The 21,158-nt window shown below is 47.5% G+C and carries 12 protein-coding genes and 1 pseudogene; 5 read left to right on the forward strand and 8 right to left on the reverse strand.

Features of this window, described 5'->3' with window-relative positions; genetic code table 11:
• From AK963_RS14375 to AK963_RS14385, 3 genes are all read right to left on the reverse strand, one after another.
• The coding region (locus AK963_RS14375) for a hypothetical protein (RefSeq protein ID WP_139117415.1) at positions 1 to 623 on the reverse strand (623 nt) is incomplete at its 3' end.
• Positions 624 to 1,128: 505 nt separating this feature from the next.
• Complete coding sequence (locus AK963_RS14380) at positions 1,129 to 1,467, reverse strand: hypothetical protein (protein WP_066016145.1); 339 nt, start codon at positions 1,465 to 1,467, stop codon at positions 1,129 to 1,131.
• A gap of 338 nt (positions 1,468 to 1,805) precedes the next feature.
• Complete coding sequence (locus AK963_RS14385; RefSeq protein WP_066016146.1) at positions 1,806 to 3,326, reverse strand: fumarate hydratase; 1,521 nt, start codon at positions 3,324 to 3,326, stop codon at positions 1,806 to 1,808.
• A gap of 265 nt (positions 3,327 to 3,591) precedes the next feature.
• Here AK963_RS14385 and AK963_RS14390 point away from each other — a divergent pair, with 265 nt between their 5' ends.
• Positions 3,592 to 4,134, forward strand: coding sequence for a 2Fe-2S iron-sulfur cluster-binding protein (locus AK963_RS14390; protein ID WP_066016147.1), 543 nt, complete (start codon positions 3,592 to 3,594; stop codon positions 4,132 to 4,134).
• Positions 4,135 to 4,295: 161 nt separating this feature from the next.
• Here AK963_RS14390 and AK963_RS14395 read toward each other — a convergent pair whose 3' ends face one another.
• Complete coding sequence (locus tag AK963_RS14395) at positions 4,296 to 6,104, reverse strand: hypothetical protein (RefSeq protein WP_066016148.1); 1,809 nt, start codon at positions 6,102 to 6,104, stop codon at positions 4,296 to 4,298.
• A gap of 239 nt (positions 6,105 to 6,343) precedes the next feature.
• Here AK963_RS14395 and AK963_RS14400 point away from each other — a divergent pair, with 239 nt between their 5' ends.
• Together AK963_RS14400 and AK963_RS14405 are read left to right on the forward strand one after the other, a co-directional pair.
• Positions 6,344 to 6,652 carry a BolA family protein gene (locus AK963_RS14400; RefSeq protein WP_419835135.1) on the forward strand — a complete coding sequence of 103 codons (309 nt, stop codon included), beginning with the start codon at positions 6,344 to 6,346 and terminating at the stop codon, positions 6,650 to 6,652.
• Positions 6,653 to 7,317: 665 nt separating this feature from the next.
• Positions 7,318 to 10,068 carry a hypothetical protein gene (locus AK963_RS14405; RefSeq protein WP_066016150.1) on the forward strand — a complete coding sequence of 917 codons (2,751 nt, stop codon included), beginning with the start codon at positions 7,318 to 7,320 and terminating at the stop codon, positions 10,066 to 10,068.
• Between the two features lie 73 nt (positions 10,069 to 10,141).
• On the opposite strand, the gene AK963_RS14410 is transcribed toward AK963_RS14405, so the two are convergent.
• Together AK963_RS14410 and rlmKL are read right to left on the reverse strand one after the other, a co-directional pair.
• Positions 10,142 to 10,765, reverse strand: coding sequence for a phosphoadenosine phosphosulfate reductase domain-containing protein (locus AK963_RS14410; protein ID WP_202969784.1), 624 nt, complete (start codon positions 10,763 to 10,765; stop codon positions 10,142 to 10,144).
• A 130-nt stretch (positions 10,766 to 10,895) separates the two neighbouring features.
• Entirely contained in the window at positions 10,896 to 13,064 is a 2,169-nt protein-coding gene (gene rlmKL, locus AK963_RS14415) for a bifunctional 23S rRNA (guanine(2069)-N(7))-methyltransferase RlmK/23S rRNA (guanine(2445)-N(2))-methyltransferase RlmL (RefSeq protein WP_083232654.1), read from the reverse strand.
• Between the two features lie 285 nt (positions 13,065 to 13,349).
• Here rlmKL and rmf point away from each other — a divergent pair, with 285 nt between their 5' ends.
• Positions 13,350 to 13,583 (forward strand): ribosome modulation factor, encoded by a 234-nt coding sequence (gene rmf, locus AK963_RS31385; RefSeq protein WP_419536655.1) that lies wholly within the window; start codon positions 13,350 to 13,352, stop codon positions 13,581 to 13,583.
• Between the two features lie 67 nt (positions 13,584 to 13,650).
• On the opposite strand, the gene AK963_RS14420 is transcribed toward rmf, so the two are convergent.
• On the reverse strand, positions 13,651 to 14,673 hold the full coding sequence (locus AK963_RS14420) for a quinone-dependent dihydroorotate dehydrogenase (protein WP_066016152.1): 1,023 nt from the start codon (positions 14,671 to 14,673) through the stop codon (positions 13,651 to 13,653).
• A 655-nt stretch (positions 14,674 to 15,328) separates the two neighbouring features.
• Here AK963_RS14420 and AK963_RS14425 point away from each other — a divergent pair.
• Complete coding sequence (locus tag AK963_RS14425; protein ID WP_139117416.1) at positions 15,329 to 19,786, forward strand: hypothetical protein; 4,458 nt, start codon at positions 15,329 to 15,331, stop codon at positions 19,784 to 19,786.
• Positions 19,787 to 19,872: 86 nt separating this feature from the next.
• Here AK963_RS14425 and sstT read toward each other — a convergent pair.
• Positions 19,873 to 21,024 (reverse strand): annotated as a pseudogene (gene sstT / locus AK963_RS14430) (serine/threonine transporter SstT); the annotation flags it as partial.
• Positions 21,025 to 21,158: the final 134 nt, after the last annotated feature.

Here is a 21,158-nt window from a genome sequence, read left to right on the forward strand (position 1 = left end):
ACATTATTAGCTTTTATAATACCGCCTGGATAATAAACGGAAAAATATTCTGCAAAATAGCTTGAATCTACGTACTGATCCGAGACCTCTAGATTCAATTTTGAAGGACCAATAACTTTGGTTAGATTTGATCCGGAATCAAAGTTAACTTGCCTGCCCCAATTTATATCGACTTTAGCTCTGCCTCTACCAAACACTTCAATTCCAATATTTCCAAGACCATCACTTCTAGTCCTAAGGTAGCCACTTCCTAACAAAATAACCTTCTTCCCGCCTACCCTTTTATTCTGATACAAGTCGTATAAAAACCTGTAAGTCTTAAATTCAACGAAAGCAGTAGTTTCAAACTCTTCTAATGTTACATCTCTAAATGATAAAGTAGGTTTTACCATAAGCTCTACTCTAGCACTAAACAGACTCGAATCTACTCCTTTGAGGTTTATTTGATAGCCAGAATAGTCATTACTTAAGCTGCGTTCAATTTCTTTTGAAATCCAGAAACTAGTACCTCGTTGAATCAATAATAGGACCCCAAGTATCAAAAAAAACAAATAGAAAAAAGCTTTTTTCCACTTAAAACTTACTTTAGACTCAAGAACTTCTTTTCCAGGCTCAACTTCCACTTTGACTCCTTTTTTATTTGTTGTTTTAGTTAATGAGAGAGTTAAGATCTTTATGTTAGCAGCAGTTATCCATATAAATTAGACACCTATTTTTGTCTCTTCGCTCAAACTCAACAGAGCTTTAGTACCCCAGTGATGAGTGGCATCTAACCCAGTTATAAAGTATCTCGATGTATTCAAAGATTACAGATCTGGCTTCTTCAACGTAAATTATTAGGCCAACTCTGCATTAATTTCCCTTTCTTCCGGAAATCATAAACTAAACCAGAGTCACAATGACTTAAGAAAAAGGGCGCGCATTAAATACAGAGAGCAAATACGAAAAAATCCGGTTTATTCTCAGATGCTCAACACATGACGAAACATAGCCTCATACAGCTAGGCTCGAATATTATCTTGTCAAAGGATGATCTTCTGTGAGAAAAGGTAGACGACAGACCCTGCCAAACGTTTCAAGTCAAGGCCTACAGAAACAGAAAGAGTTGGAAGGCACTCCAACCTACTACTATTGAAGATACATAGACTGACTACAGCGCATGCCATGAAGCCACTGTTTGCCTGTCTGTTTTGCGTAGGCTTTCAAAGCCCCCAGCCTGCCTACTGCCCGACGAAAACGGTTATTCCAACTTATGGTTTTCAACCATTCATCCGGATCGATTTTCAATCTGTCGAGAATGGGTGGGAGATTCTCCGGAATAGAACCTCTCTTGTCCTGCCGAACTATACGCCCTATCCAGTCCACCAACTCAATGTAACTGCTTAGAGTAAAGGAATAGCGGCTTCCGGGTTTTGCCCTATCTTGCAGTACGCAAATGTGTTGCGGCATCAACACAGCATTAGGCATTAAATGCGCTCAATTTTCTGTTCACCAGAGTGTTGGGCAAATCATTGGGAAACGACAGACTGTTTACAAGGCAAAGAAGCTACTGATATTCAATACTTAAGAAAACAACGCTACCGCCCCTTCAGCCAGTTTCAGAAGTACTCAGGAGGATTGACAATTGAACGACTATTTATGTCTATTTTCATCGCGAGAAATAGTACTATAGAACCATTAAAATTTATAGGTGTTTTTACCTAGTTTCTACACACCAAAAAAAATGGCAGCTTACGAATAAGCTGCCATTGTCTTAAGGATGCTTTGCGCCCTGCTGTTTCTTACCGCAGGGCTAATCTTGTGGCTTACTTGATCTCCAACACCTGCTCTTCGATCTTCTTTTTCCAGATCTGTGGACCAGTCTGGTGTACCGACTCACCACGACTGTCTACGGCGACGGTTACCGGCATATCTTCCACTTCAAACTCGTAGATCGCTTCCATTCCTAGTTCCGGGAAGGCCAGTACTTCCGCCTTTTTCACCGCCTGGGAGACCAGGTAAGCAGCACCACCCACAGCAATCAGATAGACGGACTCATTGTCCTTAATGGCTTCAATAGCTGCCGGGCCACGTTCTGCCTTACCGATCATACCGGCAAGACCGGTGGTTTCCAGCATGGTGCGGGTAAACTTGTCCATCCGGGTTGAGGTGGTTGGGCCAGCCGGGCCTACGGCTTCATCACGCACCGGGTCAACCGGGCCAACGTAGTAGATAAAGCGTCCTTTCAGATCAACCGGCAGCTCTTCACCGTTGTTGATCATATCCACCATGCGCTTATGGGCAGCATCACGGCCAGTCAGAATCTTGCCGGAGAGCAACACGGTATCGCCGGGCTGCCAGCTCTTGATGTCGTCATGGGTCAGGTTATCTACATTAACCTTGCGCACCCCTTCGCCCATATCCAGGCTGACTTCCGGGTAGTCATCAATATTCGGTGCTTTCTGATATACCGGACCATTGCCGTTCAGCGTAAAGTGGGCATGACGGGTAGCCGCACAGTTGGGAATCATGGCCACCGGCAGCGAAGCGGCGTGGGTTGGGTAGTCCTTGATTTTGATATCCAGCACGGTGGTCAGACCACCCAGACCCTGGGCACCAATACCAAGCTTGTTGACTTCATCCATGATTTCCAGGCGCAGCTCTTCCACACGGTTCTGTGGGCCGCGCTCACGCAGTTCATGAATGTCGATGGGTTCCATCAGAGCTTCTTTGGCCATCAGCATGGCTTTTTCCGCAGTACCGCCAATACCAATACCCAGCATACCGGGAGGACACCAGCCAGCGCCCATGGTTGGTACGGTCTTCTTCACCCATTCAACAATGCTGTCAGACGGGTTGAGCATGACCATTTTGGATTTGTTTTCAGAGCCACCGCCTTTGGCGGCCAGTTCCACTTCAACGGTGTCGCCCGGTACCAGGGACATATGGATAACGGCCGGCGTGTTGTCTTTGGTGTTTTTGCGGGCACCGGCCGGATCGGCCAGTACAGAAGCGCGAAGTACGTTGTCCGGATGGGTATAGGCCCGGCGAACACCTTCGTTGATCAGGTCTTCAACGGAGCGGTCGGTATCAAAGCGAACGTTCATGCCCACGCGGACAAAGACGGTCACAATACCGGTATCTTGGCAGATAGGACGCTTGCCCATGGCGCACATTCTTGAGTTCACCAGAATCTGGGCCATGGCATCTTTCGCCGCCTTGGACTCTTCTTTCTGGTAGGCTTCATAAACCGCATCAATAAAATCAATGGGATGATAGTAGGAAATAAACTGCAGTGCGTCCGCAACACTCAGAATTAAATCATCTTCCCGAATAACAACACTCATTGGTTTTTCACCCCTTGTCCTACGATTTTAATTCGCAAATTTATTTCGCAGCCTGACCTGACCAGTACAGCAGGCAAACCCCATCGGGTTCTTATTATTGGGCATAGATTATACCAATGCCAAAAGCTAATAACATTGATTAACCGCATCAGAGGTAAAGTTTTCTTAAAAAGAACAGAACTCTATTTTGGTAGATACCCATTGCAGGTTGTAAACTTGCACACCACGATCATGATGAATAATAATAACTGTCAGGGGCTTTTCCGTGCCGGAGATTCAGTTTCAGGGCAACCGTTACCCGCTTGATGAGAACGAGAACCTTCTGGATGGATTACTGCGCCAGAATGCCAGAGCACCATACTCCTGTCGGGCCGGAGTCTGTCACTCCTGCATGCTGCGCGTGACAGCAGGGTGCTCACCGGCAGAAGTCAAGTCGTTACTGACCGCAGAGCAAATCAAAAAAGGGTATATTCTCGCCTGTCAGACCAGGGTGACTGGCGATTTAAGCCTGACACTGCCTACCCGGGATGAAGTGCCCGGCATTCTTACCGAGCTTGAATCCCTCAACTCAACGGAAATCATCATCAAGGTATCTACCCGGCTGCCTTTCGAAGTTTCTATTGGTGAGCATATTACCCTGGTATCCTACGAAGGGTTTAAAGCCACTTATCCGGTTACCGGCTTCAGCAGCGATTCACAGACGCTGGAGTGCACTATTGTTCGTTCCGCAGGCGGCAGCCCGTTCAGTGCTTGGATTCATTCCGAAGCAAGAACCGGCGACCGTCTGATGGTGATCAAGAATGGCTAGAATTTACCCCCTATTTTCACAGGGAAAAGACTGAACCACAAAGGACACAAAGAAATGCTTTTTTCCTTTGTAATCTCTGTGGTTTTAAAAAAAATCTCTTCGCAGCACAGCCACTATCCAAAAGCATTAAGGAAAGTCCGAGAACTGCTACTGCTGACACCCTACTCTCTGACCGGTAACGCATGCAGAGTTTTGTCATGCCCCATTCTTTCCGGGTCCACATGACTCCTTGAGAACATATCGCTGGGCATACAACCGGTTTCGACATTGATCAGGCTGAAAGAAGGCTGACGCACCACCTCCTGAAAGGCTATCGTTCCATCAGGCATAACAACCGAATGGGCAAGATAGGCATCCACCAGCCCATGGGTATAATCAATACCTTCTGTTTCAAAGCCCTTCAACACCAGCACTTCTCCTGCCTTACATCCCAACGTGATTTCATCTCCTGGCACCGTACTTTTAATGATGGCTGGATGGCGACTGCCCAGGGGGAACTGAATACTGCCATAGTAGTAATTCTCACCGTTGCTCTGGGGTTCCACCAACACATCCCAGAAGGCCATGACATTCATGAAATCCCGCCCACGGTGATCCTTGACAATATTATTGCCGTGTTCACCCTTATCCAGATAGGAGCCTGCTACCTTGAAGCGGCGGGTGATGGCCTGATCAAAGTTAATGATTTTCGGATCCTGTTCTGAGGCAATCTGATAGGCAACGGGTCGACTGGGCAGAATATTGATGGCCGCCCGTTTGATCTGCTCTGCTTTTTCCGCTTCCTGTTTCGCTAACCGAGCGGCTTCTTCCTTTTTCTTTTGGGCCACCAGACGTTCTTTCTCTCTCTCCTGACGGATGCGTTCCCGCTCTTCTTCCTTACGCATTTTCTGTTGAGCTAACGCTTCGGCCTTATCTCTTTCTTCCTTTTCAGTCTGTGCTATTTCTGCTTTTGCTTTTTCTTCCCTGGCCTTTTCCTCTGCCTTACGCTTTTCTTCAGCCAATCTCAATGTTTCTGCTTTGGCTGCTTCCTCTGCTTTGCGCTTTTCTTCGGCCAGTCTCAATTCTTCGGCTTTGGCTTTTTCCTCTGCTTTGCGTTTTTCTTCAGCCTGCCTACGAGCCTCAGCTTTGGCTTTTCTCTTTGCCCTCCGCTTCTCCTCAGCTAACCTGAGTTCCTCTGCTCTGGCTTTCTCTTCTGCCCTGACTTTCTCTTCTGCTTCACGCCGCTCTTCTGCCAGTCTCTGCTCTTCAGCTTTCTGTTTAGCCTGTTCCCTTGCCAGGCGAGCCTCTCGGGCCCGGGCTGTTCTTGCCTGCTCCTTTTCTTTATCCGCTACTGACTTTTCTTCACCGGCCTTTCCACTTTCCCCCTGCAAACTCCGGGAACGAGGCTCCTGCTGCCCTCGTCTCTGTTCAAGCTTTCTGGGTTTGGTTATTTTTGGCGACTCCTGAGAGTCTGAGGTTTTTGTACTGGCAGGTACTTGATGAATAACAACGGTCTCACTTTCTACCTCCGGTTTTAAAGCTCTCTGTTGCTCTGCCTGTTCATCCGGAGGCTCCGGAGTCATCACTGTCGGCGCTTTCGTTTCCTGTTCATGTTCACTGACCAGTACCACTTCTTCATTCAGTTCTTTCTCTGCCAGCCGGATATCCATGAACTGCAGAAAGGTTTCTGCCTGCACCGGATCAGTGAGGTCCAGCGATGCAACCTGTTTGTAGAATTTAAAATCCTTGGACACACTGAGATTCTGAGGATTTCGATTCACTCTTCTGTTTTTATGTTTGTACTTTCCCTTGAGCTCCCCCTCCCCCAGAACCGCATAGGGAGGCACTATATTGTCGTTCTCCTTGTCGGGGGCTTCTGTTTTTTTCGCATAGGCGATGGTTGAAGAGGCCGCGATAATTACTGCGGCAGACAGAATGGTCATGGCTGACTTCACTGTCCTGCCAGCCAAACCTTTATCCGGATTTCCCATGAGACCTGCACCCTTATATCATGCAAAAGGAGGACTTCACCGTATAGCCTGAGAGCACCTGAGCAGAGGGCATCTGCAATAAGGTGGTATGAGCATAGACCATGGGAAAAAATCATCCATAAGCGCGGAGAGTGCGAATGGTCTACAGCCTTGGGAAAGGCCGTTATATAATGTTTTCCAGAAATTGATAAGACAAACTCCTTGTCGTTCGGCCGGGACTGAAGAGGTGATGTATGGGAATGAAAGAAAATATCATCAATAAGCTGAATGAGTCCTTACAGAATGACTTTATCGATGTTACCAATGAGAGCCATCTGCACAACACGCCACCAGGATCAGAGTCACACTTTAAAGTTGTGATTGTCAGTGAAGCTTTTCAGGGAAAAATGCCGGTCAAACGGCACCAGATCATATACGGACTATTGGCTGACGAACTGCGAGAGCAGATTCATGCGCTGGCGCTTCACACATACACACCAACCGAGTGGCAGGCAAGAAACCAGACTGCCCCGGCAACACCCGATTGCCGTGGCGGCAGTAAAAAGTAAATAAGCTGGATAATAAGCAGTTGACGATCACCACTGGCTCACTATAGGCATTCACTCTGCATAAACAGGGTCTGGCTGAGTCAGTGCCGTATTTTTGTGATATCTCTTCACTCACAATGATTGCGCCAACGGCAGGGTATATTCTAATCAGATAAAAGTCAGTGGTTACATACTAATCAATCAGGTAAGCAACAGACGATATACTAGGAGGCTGACCGAGAATAGACTGCCCTACTGCGGTGGCAGTGAGTTGGTCTAAAAATCCCGTTTTATTCGGCAAATAGAACCACTATTCACCTCACAAAACGGAATTTTTTATCCTCAACTCTCTGTCATCCTCGCTACGGGCGCTATTCTCGGTCAGCCTCCTAAGCCACGACGGTCTTCATAACTCCTTTATTTTCAGCACTTCATATACAGCACTTAGCCGACCAGCGAACAGTTATGCCTCTGCGATCAGCATGAAAACCAGTTAACCGAAGAACGATAGACCCCGATGGAGATGAATAAATACTGACACTCTAGACACGGCCTGCTGGTCTACACTCAAAAGCCTGGTGTGAGCTTTGAGCTGGCTCTGCAGTAGGGGCAAGCCTTTCCACCTCCCTTGACGAGACCTTCTCCGAGATCACCACCATCAGACGATTCTTGAGCAGGAGCCAGGTGTGATCAGCAGATACATTGCATTCGTGTTGGAGACGATTTTACCGAGGCCTATGGCAGACAGGCTGGGGACGCTCCTGTTTGGTCAGCCCCCGCGAGAAGTTCGTCTTACTGACGTTAACGAAGGGATTAACCATAACGTGAGGGACTCGCAGCACCACGGCAATGCACCCGTATATCAAAGAACTGTACAGAAATTAGTTGAACCCGGGGATTCCGGTAATGCAGCCGTTATGGGACTGGATGACTCTGAAAGCGATAATGATTCTGATTATGCTGATGCACTTGATGACATCCCTTCTACACAGCAAGACGAAACGACCGAAAGTCAGTTTACCATCACCAGCAATCAAAGTTTGACAGAAGAACCACCAGCTATTCAAACAACACCGGCAGTGACACCCTTAACTGTCGGCCCGGTAGATGAAGTGACACCGACAGCAAATTCAAAAGAAATAAACCAACCACAAGAAAAGATCTTCCCTTCTCTGCAAAGTGCCACCATGAAACCAGGCTCACCAGAACCCGTAGAACATTGCTCAATGTCAGGGCAGAGACGTGGTGCGTACCGCTTTGCTGGCCAGGGAAGTCAGTCATTCAGACCACGGGGGCCGAATCACTTCCCCAGAAACAGAATGCCAAACAGGCCGTTTCATCCAACAGAAATGCGATCCAGAACTTACCACAACGCACAGAAACGCGGTGCATACCATGGTTATGAGCAGGGAGTTCGTTCATTTGCGACACAGGACAAGAAGTACGACCCCACCAACAATGCATCAGAACATACATCGCTTCGCCCACCAGGAATGAAACCCGGAATATCATGTAATGAGCTTGATGCTCCCGGGCGTGGCCGTCGTACACCTTATCACCCCAATAGTGCTCGACAGTTCAGATATGAGGGGCACAACCCCCATCTTAAACCAAAAGGGCGAGTAGAAAACAATAGCTTCGAGATACCCAGGCAACCACCAGCCAGACATTACTCTATCGATCATAAAAACCATACAGATTATGATGATCGTGCACCTGTTTTTACCCCTCCCATCCCCATAACTCCTTCAGTGCCAACCTCTGGTTTACCTTCATACGTCTGCGCAACCTCATCTACCAGTGGGCTGAATGAAGAAGAATGGCCTACCCCTGCAGCTGCATACAAAAAGACATGCAGTCCAGAAAAATCACAGGTAAGCCAGTCACAACCAACTTCATCAGCCCCCTCCCCACCTAAGGAGCATAAACAGACAGAAATCCAGCGGAATAAAGCGTTACCCGATGTGGTCGAGGCATTAAAAGCGGCCAGCCCTGTAACAACCGCTTCCAACCCATCGAGACCTGATGAAACAACCAGTGGGTATGAACCAAGTGATGAGGAATGGCCTTCCCTTCAAGCAGCAAACAGAAAAAAAACCAGGCCGAAGAGTAAAGTGCAGATCAGCCCCCAGTCTAAACCAGTGTCAGCAGGAGCTGCACCACAAGAGCCCTCGAAGCAGCTTCTCCCGTTGAGTGAAACGTTACCTGATTTGATTGAGCCGTTGGCAACCAGTCCTTTGAACCTGAATGAAGCAAACAGTGATTTACTGCTGAGTCAGAGCGCCCACCCCTCATTTAAAGAGGTAGAAAACCAGAAACCCAAATCACAAACAGAGGATGACCGGCCTGAATCACCTTCAACAGCGCCCATAGAAGTTAACCATGAGCAGCTAAACAGCCTGCTTAACCAGGAACACCGTGCTTTAATCGAGGTACTTGAGGCGGAAGATCAAGTAAAAGCAGTTTCTGATCCATTTCACCGGGTATTGATTCAAAGTCTAGCGCAACATGAGTGGCCAGTTGTCTGCAGAGGAGAGACGGCTTTCTATAGCCATCTGTTCAGCCTCTGGAATGAGTCAGAACTCCAACATCTTGAACACCGAGGCTGGCCAACACCTGGCAACACTAACTGGCATCTTCTTAAACGCTGCGTGGCTCCCCGTGATGTGGACTTAATACTTCTTTCAGGGGCTTCCAGAGATGTACTGGAAAATCAGATTTGCTCACTGTTTGAATCAAGAGAGGATCTGATAGGGAGTGATTCAGAATTAGCAGCAGCCCATATTGAAATGTCACCGCCCGAACATGGACATTTCTCTGGCGCGGACTGCCAGCAAAACCGTGTAATTCTCAGGAGAAAAGATTCCAATGCGCATGACGGGATCTATGCTCAGGTTGATATCATTTCAGACATTTATAGCAATAACAGCCCTGCCTATGCATCAACGGTTACCCTTAATACCGTCTATGGTCCACTACGATGCAGATCGCTTGGGGACATGATTCAGGATTTAACCAGTGTAATGATCAATACTACAGGAGCTGCCCGTCTGAAAGCCGCACTGAGGCTTTATGTCATGGGCAGCATGGAAGTGAATTATCCTAAAATGAGTCCAGTAGACAGGCAGCTTCTGGCTTCTGCGTTACAGACTATCCCCTTCGGTGATCCAGCCTTTGCAGAACTGACAAACAGTGTGGCGATGCAACCTGTAAAATTCCCTCACCCTATACACCCAATACAGCTCAGGCCATTCATGCATCCAGTGCAGTTCATGCAACCGTTACAACACGTGCAATTCATGCACCCACTACCCATGCAGTTCACAGGCCCAATGCAACCAGCCAGGTTTGTTATAGCAAACCACAACAGTATTCCGCAGGCTCCACGTCCTGAAGCGCTTCAAGAACCCCAGGAGCACCAGGCAGAGACACTTTAAACCTGCCCGCTCAGAATATTACCAATGATTCACCAGGGCCTGCACCTGATGAACCACCTGTTACCAGAAAGCGTTAGCCCGCTACCGACGTGTGCAGCCCACACTCACGATGTCCGTAAACTTTCGTCGGGTCGTAGTAATCTTCTTCAATCGGCAAGTCGTGGGTGACCAGGTACTCCTCAACATCGAGCTCTGTCCAGTTAAGAAACGGTGCCACCCGGTAATAGCCATCTTTTGTAAGACTGACCACTTCAAGGTTCTGCCGGAATTCTGTCTGATCCTTACGGATGGCGGTCAACCAGTAATCTGGTGCTGATGCTTTCATGGCACGGGCAAAAGGCTCCAGTTTTACCTGACGGGTAAACTCATCATGCTCCGGAGTATCAACCTCCGGTACACCACCATCAATCGCATCACGAAAACCACGACTGTATTCCGGATGAAAGACCTGAATATTGAGATTCAAACGCTGAATCAGCTGGCCAGCAAAACGGTAAGTCGCTTCAGTACCATAGCCCGAGTCAATCCAGACCACTGGAATATCGGGCTTGACCTGAGTGGCCATATGGATAATGGCCGCTTCATGGGGCCCGAAGTTCGTTGTCAGCACAGGTTTTCCAGAACGCTGGACTGCCCACTGGATAATAGCCTGCGGACTCAGTGTCGACAGCTCCTGATTCATCATCTCCAGATTCATTATTTTCCCCATCAATCCATAACTGAATAGGACGCACTATAAGATTGAGTACTTATAACCACAAAGACTAATATGGACTATAAATATTACTGAATTAAATGATCAGGCCCTGTTGACACCATCCTGATGCTCAGCGCCGGATACACCAGCAACGATGAATACCCGGTCTACGCTGAAAGTCACGATCAATGGTCGAAGCAGTAATCTCCTCAACACTGAACTTCTGCTCCAGTTCTTTTGCAAGCTGGAAGCGTCGAAAGTTGTTGGAGAAGTAGAGTACCCCACCCGGTTTCAGCCTGGCCATTGCCCGCTCGATCAACTCAACATGCGCTTCCTGCACATCAAATACACCCCGCATCCGCTTGGAGTTTGAGAAGGTGGGGGGATCCATAAAGATCAGGTCATAGTTCCGTGTATCCTGCTTCAGCCACTGCAGGCAGTCTGCCTGTTCCAGCCGATGTTTGCGATCCACCAGGCCATTCAGCGCCAGATTTTTCCTCGCCCAGCCAAGATACGTATTCGAAAGATCGACACTGGTAGTACTGGCCGCACCACCCACCGCGGCATGAACGGTTGCCGTTCCGGTATAGCAGAACAGGTTCAGGAAATCCTTACCAGCTGCTTCTCTGGCAATGCGCAGACGCATTTTCCGATGATCCAGAAACAGTCCGGTATCCAGATAGTCCTTCAAGTTCACCAGTAAACGACACTCTCCTTCTTTCACCTCAAGCATGTCACCTGACTGCTCAAGTTTTTCGTACTGCCGCTTTCCTGACTGTCGCTCACGACGCTTGAAGACCACATGGTTTTCCGGAATACCCAATACACCAGGAATCACTTCCAGCGCTTCCAGCAGCCGTTGGTGGGCTTTCGTCTCATCAATACTTTTTGGTGCTGCGTATTCCTGCACATGAACCCAGTCCCTGTAGAGATCAACAGCAACGACATATTCCGGCATGTCGGCATCATAAAGACGATAGCAGTCAATATTCTCTTTTCTCGCCCACTTACCCAACTGCTTCAGGTTTTTCCTCAAGCGGTTGGCAAACATTTCACCACCAGCTGTACTGGCCTTGAAGGTATTAACAACACTGTCCTGACGGGTCTGCTGAGAAGCTGGCTGGTCAACCTGACGCTCACGAACATCATAAAGATACAACTTACAGGAGAGTGCGCCATTGAACAGGGTATAGCTCTTCTTCGGGCCCATCCCCAGACTTCTGACCAGCGCCTGTGACGAGGTAAAGATGGCCGCCTGCCAGCCCGGCGCCTGCTGTTTGATTTTTTCGCCAAGATGTTTGTAGAGATAAACGAGGCTCGCTTCATCCCCCATGCGTTCACCATAAGGTGGGTTCGCGATCACAAGACCAGACTGAATTTCCGGATCAACCTTCAGACTGGCCAGCTCCTGTTGCTTGACAGTAATCAGTTTACCCAACCCGGCACGCTGGATATTGGCCCTTGCTCTGCCGACAATTTTTGGCAGCCCCTCATAACCGACGATAGTCGTGTTAACCCCAGCTAGGCCAGCCATGCGACGTTCACGCGCGTCTTCAAGGACAGCCAGCCATATTTTGGGAATATGCCCCATCCACTTATCAAAGCCAAAGCGTGCTCTCAGCAACCCCGGAGCGATGTCAGCGGCCATCATGGCGCCTTCAATCAGAAAGGTTCCTGAACCACACATCGGGTCCAGCAGTGTACTGCCCTGTTTCGCCAGTTCAGGCCAGCCAGCCCGATACAAAATCGCTGCAGCCAGGTTTTCTTTCAGGGGGGCTTCACCGGCTTCCAGGCGATAGCCGCGCTCATGCAGACTCTGGCCTGACAGGTCAATGGCCACAAAGGTATTATCACCTCTGGCATGCACATTAATTCTCAGGTCCGGTTTAGCGTTATCAACGGATGGTCGCCAACCATGACGATCTCGCAGCTGATCAACAATCGCATCTTTCACAAACTGTGAGCCAAAACGGGTGTGGGTGATATCTGGCGTAGAACCGTTAAAATCGACCCGAAAGCTGGAGCCCTGGTCCAGATGTTCATCCCAGTCAAAAGACTGAACACCGCGATACAGAGCATGCTTATCGGAAGAGTCCACTTCGCCTATGCGCAGCAGAATCCGGCTGGCCAGACGAGACCACAGGCAAGCTTTGTATGCCAGCTCAAGGTTACCGGCAAAGCTGACTCCGGCAACGGTCTCCGCCACTTCACTGGCTCCCAGTTCCTTCAGCTCTTCTGCCAGCAGGGATTCCACTCCCTTGGGACAACTGGCAAACAGAGTCAGCATCGTTGTACTCATAACGTCATATTCCTGAAAAAGCTAAACAACAGCTTTTATTAACTAAAAATTCTCAATGTTTTCTCAACAAAAGCGTCAGATTTGGATAAAACTTAGAACATTGACTTTCCTTGGGTGAATACTTTCTTCAGTTGGCTCTTTACCCACACCGTTTTTTGGGGGACAGTTAGCACCAGTGACTAGTTACCCCCACCACTGGGTGAAGTCAGCTGTGTGGTAATTCTGAAAGAAAGCCTGAGGCGCCAGGGAGGCCGTCAATAACCAAATCAGCAAGAGGCAGTTACCATGTTGAAAAGACACAAAAGGGATAAATCAGATAGAGCCTTTAATAAAGGATACCAAGTAGGCCTGTCTGGCCGCTCCAAGGACATCTGCCCCCATCAGGAGCCAGATTTGCGCCAGTCGTGGTTAAGTGGCTGGCGAGAAGGTCGAGTTGATAACTGGGAAGGAATGACGGGAATTTCGGGGTTACACCGAATGTATAACTTCTCTCACACCTATTCAGCCGACCTGCTCTGATTGCGCTGACAAAAAGCCCCTTCCGGGGCTTTCAGAAATCATCTGACTCTCTAAAATACAGCTTCTTTTACGATTCGACAGAATATACGGCTTCAGCCGCCTCACGAATCAACTCCGGCCCCTTGTATATAAAGCCAGAGTATATCTGTACCAGGCTGGCTCCTGCCTTGATTTTATCCGCTGCCGTCTGTGCATCCATAATACCACCGACACCAATAATCGGCAGTTTACCAGAGAGCTCTCCAGCCAGCAGTCGAATCACTTCCGTAGACTTATCACTCAAAGGAGCCCCACTCAGACCTCCCGCTTCCTCGGCTGTCGCAAACCCACTGACCTTATCCCGATCCAGTGTCGTATTGGTAGCAATAACACCATCCAGTTCGTAGGACACCAGCTCGGCAGCAACCGCTGCAATTTCCTCATCGGTCATATCCGGGGCAATTTTGATTGCCAGAGGCACCTGGCGACCATGCTCTTTAGCCAGTAATGACTGCTCTTCCTTCAGCGCTGAAAGCAGGCTTTTCAGAGCATCACCGTACTGGAGCTTTCTTAACCCCGGTGTATTTGGAGAAGACAGGTTAACGGCCACATAACCGGCGTGAGGATAGACTTTACGCAGACAGGTCAGATAGTCGCTATTGGCATCTTCAACAGCCGTGGTCAGGTTCTTACCAATGTTAATACCGATAATGCCTTTGTATCGGCTTTTTTGAACATTCGCGACGAGCTGATCTACCCCCAGATTATTAAACCCCATCCGGTTGATCAATGCTTCCCTCTCGGGGATACGGAACATTCTTGGCTTTGGGTTTCCTGGCTGCCCAACCGGTGTCACGGTTCCCAGCTCAAGAAAGCCAAACCCCAGACTGCCCAGGCCATCAATACACTCTCCATTCTTATCAAGCCCTGCAGCCAACCCAACCGGATTATCAAAGGTCAAACCCATTACTTCCCTGGGCTTTGATGGAACCATCGGCGAAATCAGCCGGGTCAGGCCAAGGCGTTCCCCTGCGCTGATCATTTCCATGGCGAAATCATGAGCAGTTTCAGCAGAGAGGCAAAACAGGGCACTTCGTGTCAATTTATACATAGGAGTGATCGATCAGTATGCGCCAGACAAAATTCTGAGGATTATACGCCCTGCAATCCCTTTTGTCTCTAGGGGTTCTTCACAATCATCACTCGTTCGACTGAGAGAAAAAGTCGATAAGACCGGAAATGGATTACCTCTGTATAAATGGCTAACCACTCAAGAATAAAGGAGAAACTACCAAAACATTTACAATAAGCAGATGAAACCATCATCCTCCAATCTGGTCTGAACAGTTGGTTAAATTTTTTCCTACGTTCAGGGCTAAATAATGCAGTCGGTTCTTGCATCGCCGTCTTTCTCCCTAAACACCTCCGCTGACATCTACTCACCCCGTCAGCATCTTAAACCGACAAATGATATCGAACGCCCAGATTTCAATAAAACCTCCATTCACCATCGCCAAACACGACCTGTTCAACCCGCAAAGATCAACTATTCCTCTGACTCAACACAGAGTGATCTTGAGATAATGAATTCAGACAGAGAGATGCGTCAGTTAAAAAAGAAAGGGGAAAAAAAACCAAAAAAACCAAAAAAACCAAAAAGACCGAACAGAGTTCAGAGATCAGGCAGAGCGCATAAAACCAATAAATCAGCCGCAAATATCGATACTGATAAAGCAACGCCCCCGACAAAACCGCCTTCAACTTTTATGCAAACCAACAAAGTAGAATGGAAATGTGGCATCACAACAGACAGAAAAGCAACAACAGATACCGATAACAATACCAGCACACTGGATAGCCGGCACTCAGCGGCTGAATACATCAACCCCTGCCCTACATCAGCCCAAAATACCCACCCGAATCAACCTTTAACCGCACCACCTTTGGAATATCCAGTAGAAGACACTCAGCCACTTAATGATGTCTGCCAGGAAGCACAGTCAGTTAATAAAAGTACTGTAGGTGCGCCAACTGAACCTGTTGCACTAGCCGTCGATGAAGCAGAGGACGCTAAAGCGCCAATAGAAGCAGAAAGCACCTACTGGCAATCTATGGCGAAGTATATTCTGTCAGGAATGAACAAACTGGTTGAAACCGTCTTACCAACACCTGTAGAGGCTCTGGAAGGTATCGATCTTAATATGCAATGCTTCAGAGAAGAGCATGACGACGGTCTGTACATTGAGCTCCCCATTGATGTCGATGCCATCGACAGTGACCTGAATAGCAAGGGGCACCCCATCAGCGGAGTTCAACCTCAAAAAGAGAGTTCCGGTACACCTTATGAATCGGAAGAAAATGACTATAAAACGGAAGAGACTTCCCAGAGAAAGCATAGCGTCGACAACTGGAAACATCACAGCCCATCAGAACTTCCGGAAATCTACAAAGAGTCACTTCCTGTCGTGAAACTCTCTACACATGCCTATGGTGACCCCAGCAGCATTTCAATCGATGTGAGAGATGACCAGCCTGAATTGCTTATTTCTCTTTACCCACATGGCATCCTGCAGCTCCTTCTGATTTTATTCCCGGAAACCGCCGTTAAGATTATCAAAAGCCGGCTTGAAAAGCTGAGCAGTACATCAATGGATACCTTTGAAAAACTCCATAAATCGTGGATGCAAAATCGTACCAGGTTCCGGGATACGCTGACCACAAACCTTGCAATGCTTAGAGACAACCTCAATGACCTTGAACGTGATGTACACAATGCCAGGTACCAGCTCGCAATACTGAAGAATCTTAGAAAATTTGAGCATCAATATAATGTGTACTCCCTCGAATCAAAAATGGATGCCGACTTTCTGGTTCAAAAAGGAAGAATTTCTTCGGAGCTATTGGCAACCTCCCTTGAAAAAATTGAGGGTAACCAACTTAAAGACCCAAAACTCCTTAAGCCCACTACCTGGCTTAGGCAGTTTGGTTACCAATGCAAAGAACGTGAATTTATCTTAAGGGGTGCCATGTGGGGGCTGGCAAAGTATCAAATGGAAAAATCCGCTCAATCCATTCTCACCGAACTGATAAAGCACCCTCCGGTCAGGGTGCCGGTTTCAGGAACAGATACCTGTAGGAGAAATACCGTTAATCAATACATCCAGGAACAACCCGAAACGGTTATAAAAGTGTTAACTTATCTGGTTTGCCTGAACGTAAAACGGCATCGATACATAAGAAATATCAAGGCAGCCAAACTTGCCCTGACTGCTTGTCTGCAAACGCACACAGCAGAGAGCGTTCAGGTCTTGATTGATCGACTGACCAGTCAGAGTCTTATGCCAGAAATAGCAAAGCAACTGGAAGATGAGATTGGCTGGCTACATGGCGAACGCCTTGACCATGAGCTTGAATCAACTCAAGCTGAAGCCAGACTGCCTGACTTGTTAGATCAACGACAGCATATCCGTAATCTTAAGTTACTTAAGCCTGAAAAGGCCAAGTCTATCCCTGGCAAACAACCAAGCCGCCTTGTTTCTGAAGAGAGGGAAGTTTCTGCCCGATTGATTCACCATTTTCTGGCCACCCAGTCATCCCAAAGAGAAGCAGACCTTTTTCCACAGTGTCTTTTTTTAAAGCCACCAGCTGCTGACCATATATTCGCCGTACTGTCACAATCCAGCAATACACCCGAGAAGTCTTTTTATCTGGCCACATTACAATTCATTGATGCAATGAACCACTCTAAACAGGATGCCAGCTACGACAGTGACTTACATTGGATGCAGTGCTACTACGAAATGACCTACCATCAGCAACAGCTTTTTATATACCTGATTGACAAGGCAGAACCCAGCCAGTTGCTGCCATTTGATAATTTTGAGCAGAATATTGAAGCTCTCCTGCGACTGGCAAAAGCAAGAAAGCAAACAGGTCTACGACCACTGGACCCTGATTCCTATACATACTCGCTCAGCTACCTGAATTTTGTGTGGCAGGAAGAAGAAAACATTGAAGACACTATCGCAGAACTCTACCGAAAACGATATTTAAGACTGCTGAACTATGCCCCCTATACCGAGTTTTTATCCTTATTCAGTGATGTACTTGATCTAGGGGACAAGGCTCGGAGAGCGATAACGACCAGAGCAGGACGGCTGATCAATGCATTCAAAAAGTCAGGTTTTTCGAATGCATTTGATTACCTCTATCAAGAAGGCAAGGGGGTAATATCATCACTATTCTCTTATCGCAGCCCAATCTACACCAAGATAATAAGCACCCTTAGCATAATGCTGAAAGTGGCAAAACAAAATCCAAAATTTTTTCGGGTCATGTGTGGGGATTTCGCACTATTAATACCTCGACTCAAAAGCTTCCTTGGGTATGATACCTCGGTCACAGGACTGCTTGAAAATATCAGCCTCTGTATCCGAGGTCAGGCTCTTGCTTCCATGTTTTCCGGTGACAAACCAGAGCCACTGAATGTTGACCCATTAAGAAATCCAGAAATGGCAACTGTATTCAGAAGATATCAACTGCTCCGGGACATGATTAGCATTTCTGAAATAGGACTGCCTATTGCGGAAATATTTCAGGGCATTAGTTGGAATACTGTTAAAGAGAAGGCACAAAAATTCCTTCTGAATTTATCGTCCACTTACCTTGCCAAAAAATGCGTCAACCCTATGAAGCCTCCAATTATCCGGTTCTGCAATAACCTGCTCTATGCCCGGGATTTAATGCCCAGCCTGACCCTTGGACTGAAACCAGACTTTCTCGCTTCTATGGTTCCAGAGGAAACCGTCAGACTTGCACATCATATTGGCAGACGCAACAGTATCGCTGGAGGTGTTGTGAGCTATCTTCTGGATCCACTAATAATACGCGTTGATAAGTACAAAGAGAAAATCAACAATGTAAAAGCCAATCCATGCAGCGTGGAAGCTCGCAGTGAGCTAACATCGGAGCGGAAAAAAATTGCAGGAATTCTGGGAGTATCTTCAGTGCTTTCCACTGCAGCAATTCTGCTTGTGAATACCTTCAAAATAATTATTTTTATCAGTAACCCATGGCTGACAACAGCCTGTATCGGGATCATTACTTTCTTTGGCAGTAGTCGCTTTGTGGCCCGACGCTATAACGAACTGGATGAAGTCTGGACATCATTATCTGAAACCGTCTCTGAACAAATGAAAAGAACCTTTGCCAAAGACAGCCCAAAAGCCATCGAAGCAAGAAAACGTATTGATGAAGTCAGCAGGGCTAACCTGGCCAGGATGGCAGAACATAGAGAACAGGAATGCTCAAGCTGGCGAATAGCTAAGAAGAATTTTCGCCGAATAAAACTGAGCAAACTCTGGAATCAACTGCCTTATAAAAACAAAGAGAAAATCCATCAGGGCATTAGAAATAAGATTAGGGAAAAACACCATGAAATGATGGAAGAAGCCAAATACGTGGAGCACTTATTGAAAGCCAGCACATTATTGAAAAGTGCCATAAAGAAACCCGAAGAAATAGTAAACAACGTGGATAACCATACTGAGTTCAACCAACAGTTAGCCAGGCTGCATTTCAAACCTATTGGTGCTGAAAACTTCCTGGCCAAACTAACAACTCAGGAAGAGATTATCACTAATTTTTTGCAATACACCTATGGCACCGTTGATCTGGGGGAAAGCATTGAGGAGATCATGGACACCATTGAAACTTACAATATTAATCTATACATAGGAGCTTATCTGGAACATAGAGCATATATACACGACCTTAAGTCAGCTTTTTTTCACACAGGTATGGCTGCTGATGAGCAACATATTCAGGAAAGACCGCCAACAGGGGAGCAGGATGGAAATAGGTCAGAGGCATCGTTTCCTGATATCGTTGTACTGCGGGAAATGATGAAAAAAGCAGATCTTGAGTTTGAAGAGCAGTGGCTGGAAAGAGAGAGACAGATTCAGGAAAGAATGATGAAAACAGTAACAAGCCAGGCATTGCTCAAATCCCTGGAAGATAGGCAGAAGCATACAGAACGTAGTATTGCTGATGTATTGGTAACCCCGCTCTACAAAGCAAACCTCGAGATTCAAGTCAACGAACTGAATAAAGCGCAGGCTGCTGATGAAACTCATCCATCAACTCAACATCAGGATCCTCTGCTGGCCACCCATGGCTGCGGCTATAAACCACGGGAGGCCTGCACAGCACTTGCTGGCGGATAGCCCTGAGCAGATTAGTCTCTGTTAGGTTGCAAAATCAGCAGGACATGACACGAAGTATACAGATAATCACCCTGCTGCTTACCTGCTTACACGCTGACCGAAGGAGCCTCAGACACAGCAGCCTCTTTCCGTTCCGCAGCTATACATGCTGCAGCAGTAAAGACGACATCGGTAGAGCTGTTCAACGCCGTTTCCAGAGAATCCTGAATTACCCCAATAATAAAACCTACGGCAACAACCTGCATGGCAATATCATTGGAGATACCAAACAGGCTACAGGCCAGCGGGATCAGCAGCAATGAACCACCTGCCACACCGGAAGCGCCACAGGCAGAAACAGCAGCGACTACGCTGAGCATCAAAGCGGTTGGCAAGTCTACAGAAATACCCAAGGTATGAACCGCTGCCAACGTCATGACGGTAATGGTAATGGCCGCACCCGCCATATTGATGGTAGCCCCCAGAGGAATAGATACTGAGTACGTATCTTCGTGGAGATCCAGGCTTTTACACAGCTGCATATTCACGGGAATATTGGCTGCAGAACTACGGGTGAAAAAGGCTGTGACACCGCTTTCCCGGATACAACGCAATACCAGAGGGAAAGGATTCTGACGAATCTTCAGGTAAACAATCAATGGGTTAACGACAAAGCCAATAATCAACATGCTGCTGACCAGAACCGCCAGTAACTTGCTGTAACCCACCAGCACCCCAAAACCGGTCTGCGCAATGGTATTGGCAACCAGCCCAAAAATACCGACAGGAGCCAGCTGAATAACAAAGCGTACGATAGAAGAAACCGCCATTGACAAGTCATGCACCATAACCCGGGTTGACTCACTGCCATGACGCAATGCCAGTCCCAAACCGATTGCCCAGGCAAGAATACCAATGAAGTTTCCTGTCAGTAGTGCTTCAACGGGATTCTGAACAATCTGAAACAACAGTGTATGGAGAACTTCCATAATACCTTCCGGAGGAAGTGCCCCACCACTGTTGGTAACCAGTGTCAATATCACCGGAAAGAGAAAGCTCATGGATACGGCGACAAAAGAAGCCGCCAGCGTTCCAAGAATATAGAGGAAAACAATCGGCCGCATATTGGTATGCTGCCCCTGTTTCTGGTTGGCAATGGAAGATGCCACCAGAACAAATACCAGAATAGGAGCTACCGCCTTCAAAGCCCCGACAAACAGGGAGCCAAGAAAAGAGATTGCCACCGCTGTATCCGGCGCAAAACGGCGGGAATGTAATTTAAATTGTGTAAACGCTTGTCGTTAATACTCCAAAATGGAGAATAACAATGAGCGTTGAAATCAACGAAAAACTGGTAGATCAAATAGCCAGTCAGATTAAAACTCAGGATGAT

It is taken from the genome of Endozoicomonas atrinae, assembly GCF_001647025.1.
GTDB lineage: Bacteria > Pseudomonadota > Gammaproteobacteria > Pseudomonadales > Endozoicomonadaceae > Endozoicomonas > Endozoicomonas atrinae.